6 protein-coding genes and 1 pseudogene are annotated in these 4,776 nt (G+C 68.2%); 4 read left to right on the top strand and 3 right to left on the bottom strand.

The window, feature by feature from the left end:
• Positions 1–289 (bottom strand): annotated as a pseudogene (locus EQG76_RS00535) (excinuclease ABC subunit UvrA); the annotation flags it as partial.
• Between the two features lie 240 nt (positions 290–529).
• Between EQG76_RS00535 and ssb the strand changes: the two are divergent.
• The 4 genes from ssb (at position 530) to EQG76_RS00555 (ending at position 4,212) form a co-directional block, all read left to right on the top strand.
• Positions 530–1,063, top strand: coding sequence for a single-stranded DNA-binding protein (gene ssb, locus EQG76_RS00540; RefSeq protein ID WP_159709637.1), 534 nt, complete (start codon positions 530–532; stop codon positions 1,061–1,063).
• Positions 1,064–1,542: 479 nt separating this feature from the next.
• On the top strand, positions 1,543–2,169 hold the full coding sequence (locus EQG76_RS00545) for a hypothetical protein (protein WP_159709639.1): 627 nt from the start codon (positions 1,543–1,545) through the stop codon (positions 2,167–2,169).
• Between the two features lie 44 nt (positions 2,170–2,213).
• Positions 2,214–3,056, top strand: a complete 843-nt coding sequence (locus EQG76_RS00550) for a universal stress protein (protein WP_159709641.1) — start codon at positions 2,214–2,216, stop codon at positions 3,054–3,056.
• Positions 3,057–3,330: 274 nt separating this feature from the next.
• Entirely contained in the window at positions 3,331–4,212 is an 882-nt protein-coding gene (locus EQG76_RS00555; RefSeq protein WP_159709643.1) for a DUF2189 domain-containing protein, read from the top strand.
• Positions 4,213–4,290: 78 nt separating this feature from the next.
• Here EQG76_RS00555 and EQG76_RS00560 read toward each other — a convergent pair whose 3' ends face one another.
• Positions 4,291–4,635, bottom strand: coding sequence for a cytochrome C oxidase subunit IV family protein (locus EQG76_RS00560; protein WP_159709645.1), 345 nt, complete (start codon positions 4,633–4,635; stop codon positions 4,291–4,293).
• A 10-nt stretch (positions 4,636–4,645) separates the two neighbouring features.
• On the bottom strand, positions 4,646–4,776 hold a 131-nt coding region (locus tag EQG76_RS33200; RefSeq protein ID WP_200840451.1), incomplete at its 5' end, for a cytochrome c oxidase subunit 3.

Consider the following 4,776-nt stretch of genomic DNA (forward strand, 5'->3'; position numbering starts at 1 on the left):
AGCGCGGGTTCTTCGACGTGGTCTTCTGCTCGATCGCGATCGCCGGGGACAGGCCGCTGATCTGGTCGACGTCCGGCTTCTGCATCATCTCCAGGAACTGCCGGGCATAGGCTGAGAGCGATTCCACGTAGCGGCGCTGGCCCTCAGCATAGATCGTGTCGAAGGCGAGCGACGACTTGCCGGACCCGGACAGGCCGGTGATCACCACCAGCCGGTTGCGCGGAATGTCGACGTCGACAGACTTCAGGTTGTGCTCGCGCGCACCACGAATGCGGATCATGTCGTCCATGAGCTGTCCGGCCGGTGGCCTGCCCGCAACAGGGGCAGCGATAGGGAACGAAACAAGTACACCGGCGGGCATTGATGGGCCAATGCCGTACGGCTTACAAGCGGTCACCGGGTTGCGGCTGTGTCATGCGCTAGCCTGCCGATCACTGCGCCTCGTCGGCGCAGCGATCTGCCGCTATGATCCGGCACATCATCCGAACCCCCGTCCGGCACACGGGCAGGGGCCAGTCGAGGACGGTATATGGCCGGCAGTGTCAACAAGGTGATCCTGATGGGTAATCTGGGGAGGGACCCCGAGGTCCGCTATACCCAGAACAACCAGAAGATCGTCCACCTCTCGATCGCGACCTCCGAGCGCTGGTCGGACCGGCAGAGCGGCGAGCGCAAGGAGCGGACCGAGTGGCACCGGGTCGTGATCCTGAACGAGAACCTGGCCGACATCGCGGAGAAGTATCTGGCCAAGGGCCGCACCGTCTATGTCGAGGGCCAGCTCCAGACCCGTGACTGGCAGGATCAGTCCGGGCAGAAGCGCTATACCACCGAGATCGTGCTGTCCCGGTTCAAGGGCGAACTGGTCCTGGTGGGCGGCGGCGGTGATGCCGGTGGCGGCCGGTTCGGGGGGCCGCCGGAAGATTCCTATGGCGACGAGGAGCGCGGTGGCGCCCCGGCGCGCGGCGGGGCCGGCGGCGGCGGTTTCGAGCGGCAGGGGCCGCGCGGCGGTGGCGGCGGACGCCCGGCACCGGCCAGCGACCTCGATGACGATATTCCGTTCTGAGTCGGCAGGCTGGTCGACCCGTACTGGCCGCCGGGCGAACTGGCGGCCGGTCGACTTGGCATGATTGATGCGGCAGCCGGTGGCAGGGACGGCGCAAGGAAGTGAATGTCACAGCGGCAGCACATGAGAACCGCTTGATTCTCGCCGGGCCGACACTATTATCCTCTCGTAGCGCCTCCCGAGTATCACGCTAATTTTGCACTGGTTCTTGTTGCGTCGCATCATTGCCCGCAGGCCGGCAAGCGGGACTTGATGAGGGCGGGGAACCGGGGCGCGAACGGCGATTTACCTGAACCACCAGCCAAGCAGTGATCGCTTGCGGCCCAGAAGGCGGGGCCGTCCCTCTGGGCGGACAGCCGCAATGAACTGGACGGCGAGGGGGCATGTCGGCGAGCCACATCATGGTCTCGCGATAACAGCAGGCGAAGGTACCGCGGCAGCAGGCCCGCGGCCGGCCTGCCATCGAGCAGAAGAGGAATATGTTTCCCTACCGACGCAACGTGAAGAAGCGTGGCAAGAACGGCCCGCAGCAGCGCAAGGGCGCCCAGCACGGCGGCCAGGGCCAGCGTATTCCGGGCTCGGCGCGCGACGTGCTGCGGCTCCTGCAGCCGGCCACCAAGGCGCTGGCCCAGCTCCTGGCCGGCAACACGCGGCCGTCCGGGCAGCTAAACCATGCCCGCCATGTGCTGGATCAGGCACAGCGGCTGGTGGACGAGCGCCAGGTCGAGCGGTTGGGGCCGCAGGAGCGCGAGGAGTTCCTTGAGCAGCTCGCCCGCCTGAAGCTGACCCTGGCCGACGTGCGCGACCTGGAAGAGGAGCAGGACGGTGCGGGCCCGGCCGATCCCCGCCCGACCAAGCCCGCCGTGGCACCGGAGCGGCTGCGCGAGATGGCACTGGCTCTGGCGTCGCCAGGCTCGATGGCCAGCGCGCCGCCGGCACCGCTTCCGGTGGAAACGGCCGTGGCGGAAGAGCCGGAGGCCGCGGCCGAGCCGGCACTGCCGGAGCCCGAGGCGGGGGCTGAGCCGGAAGAGGAGGCCCGTCCCGGCCCGCGCGGCCAGCGGCTGCGCCTGCGGCGGACCACGCCCTTGGCAGCCTCGATCGGCTGATTTCCTCCACCCTTCCTGCCTTTCCCTCGTTCCGGTGGCGACCCATGCTGCGCTCGATCCTGATCGCCTTGGACGGGGTGACCCCGGACGCCGCCGCCCTGTTCTGCGCCGGCGAACTGGCCGGGGCGCAGAACGCGGCGCTGCGGGTGGTGATCTGCCCGAACCGCGGCGACTTCGAGGGCGGTGAGGCCCACGGGATCGGCGGGAGCAGCTTCGCCCAGCGGCGTGACACCGTCCTGACCCAGCGGCTGCAGGAGCGGCTTCAGGCGGAGCGCAGTGGCCTCGTCGAACTGCTGACCCAGTCCGGGATCGTGCCGGAGATCATCGAGGCCGTGGGCGACCCGCCGGGCGTCGTGGCCGCCGCCAGCGAATGTGCCGACCTGGTCGTGCTGCCCCACGGCCGGCCTCGGGCGCGGGCAGAGGACGATACCGATACGGGCTTCGTCCTGCCGGTCCCGCAGATCCTCCAGGAACTGGTGCGTCCGGCCCTGCTAGTGGCGGATTCGGCCATCGGCGAGGGGCCGGTGGTCATCGCCTATGACGGCAGCCCGGGCGCCCAGCGTGCGCTGCATACGGGCCTGCTGTCCGGCATGTTCGGCCGGCGCGAGGTGGTTGTCCTGTCCGTGGGCTATGGCCTGTCCGCCGCGGAGTCCATGGCAGCACCTGCGGCCGAGCTGATACGGCATCATGGTCATGCGGTGCGGGTCGAGGCACTCTCTGGCCAGGGCGGCACGGCGGGCGCGATCCTCAGCCGGCTCGACGGCTTGGCACCCGCCCTGTTCGTATCCGGCTCGTTCGGCGGACATGGGCTGCTGGAATGGCTGTTTGGCGGCACCACCGAGCACCTGCTGCCGGCGGTCCAGGTTCCCTGGCTAGTGCAGCGTTAGAGCCCATTCTTACCGATCAGGTGGAACTGCCTCGTCGGGAAGAAATCGCGCCTGATTCCATGGCACGATCATGTTCTTGTCCTTCCGATCGGTCCGATCCGGATGGGACATGCCGGGGATCCGGCTCTCGAGAGGCGGACCAGCGCCTTTCCACTCGCTTACGGCGGCAGATGGCGCATACTGGCGGACGTGAAGGGTCTCGGGCGCGCGCGAGCGGCGGCCGGATCGGCCTGTCGCAGCGCGCGGAGCAGCCCGGGCCCGTGGAGGACCGAGCATGGCCGCCGATAATCACATCCGCAATCCGATCGAGTGGAGCTCCGACCAGCTGAGGAATGCCAATGTGGCGCTCGGCCGGACCGGCCACGCCATTGTCGGCGACGACGTCGTCCGGCATGGCGCGCCGCCCTCGGTTCGACGGATCGGGATGGCCGACCTGGGCGATGCCCTGCGCCGCGGGATTGACGATTTCGGGGCCTATCGCACCGACGTCATCTTCGTCTGCCTGATCTATCCGGTGGCCGGGCTGATCCTGGCGCAGCTCGCCTTCGGCGCCGAGATGTTGCCGATCCTGTTCCCACTCGCCTCCGGCTTCGCCCTGGTGGGGCCGGTGGCGGCGGTCGGCCTCTACGAGATGAGCCGGCGGCGGGAGCTGGGCGAGCAGGTGGGCTGGGTAGATGCGTTCGCCGTGCTGCGCTCGCCCGCGTTCGGCGCGATCGTGGTGCTCGGCATCATCCTGTTCCTGATCCTGGCGATCTGGCTCGGCACCGCCTATGCCATCTACGACGCGACCATGGGCCCGGAGCCGCCGGCTTCGCTCGGCAGCTTCATCAGTGACGTGTTCACCACGAACGCCGGCTGGCAGATGATCGTCTGGGGGATCGGGGTGGGCTTCCTGTTCGCCCTGCTCGTCCTGACCATCAGCGTCGTGTCATTCCCGATGCTGCTCGATCGCGACGTGGGCCTGGCGACCGCCATGGCGACCTCGGCGAAGGCGGTCTGGACCAATCCGGTGCCGATGGCGGCCTGGGGCCTGATCGTCGCCGGGGCCCTGGTGCTGGGGTCGATCCCGGCCCTGCTCGGCCTGATCTTCGTGATGCCGATCTTGGGCCACGCGACCTGGCACCTGTACCGCAAGCTGGTCGCTCCCCCTTACTGATCGTCTGCCGGTCGCGCCCGGCGAAGGCTTGGGCCTCCAGCCGGGCGCGCATCCAGCCGACGGGCGGCCGGCCAATGATCAGGGATCCGTTCCGAGATAGGTCAGGCGGGTGGCGAGGGTATAGTCCGATTCCAGCGCCATTAGCGCCACGAACACCAGCACCATCACGCCCGGCAGCAGGATGGCGTAGACCAGGGCCAGCCGTTCCCAGGCCATGTGCATGAAGACCGCGACGATCAGGCCGGCCTTGAGGATCATGAACAGCAGGATCAGGGACCAGCGCAGATAGCCCTGCAGGTGGAGATAGTCGACCGCATAGGAACAGGCGCTGAGGATGAACAGCCAGACCCACACGACGAGGTAGAGGCGGACCGGATGCTGCTGGCCTTCGTCGTGCCCGTCCGCCATCGATGCCTGTGCCATGGCCGGTTCCTCACCACAGATAGAAGAAGGCGAAGATGAACACCCACACCAGGTCGACGAAGTGCCAGTACAGGCCGGTGATCTCGACGATCTCGTAGCGGCCGCTGCGGCTGGTGAAGAAGCCCTTGGCACCGCGGTCGA

This window comes from Geminicoccus flavidas, from assembly GCF_009806515.1.
Taxonomy (GTDB): Bacteria; Pseudomonadota; Alphaproteobacteria; order Geminicoccales; family Geminicoccaceae; genus Geminicoccus; species Geminicoccus flavidus.

Bases quoted from the DNA above. Each gene is read 5' to 3' on its own strand.
- EQG76_RS00545 (WP_159709639.1), top strand. From the start codon at position 1,543: ATGTTTCCCTACCGACGCAACGTGAAGAAGCGTGGCAAGAACGGCCCG.
- EQG76_RS00550 (WP_159709641.1), top strand. From the start codon at position 2,214: ATGCTGCGCTCGATCCTGATCGCCTTGGACGGGGTGACCCCGGACGCC.
- EQG76_RS00555 (WP_159709643.1), top strand. From the start codon at position 3,331: ATGGCCGCCGATAATCACATCCGCAATCCGATCGAGTGGAGCTCCGAC.
- ssb (WP_159709637.1), top strand. From the start codon at position 530: ATGGCCGGCAGTGTCAACAAGGTGATCCTGATGGGTAATCTGGGGAGG.
- EQG76_RS00560 (WP_159709645.1), bottom strand. From the start codon at position 4,635: ATGGCACAGGCATCGATGGCGGACGGGCACGACGAAGGCCAGCAGCAT.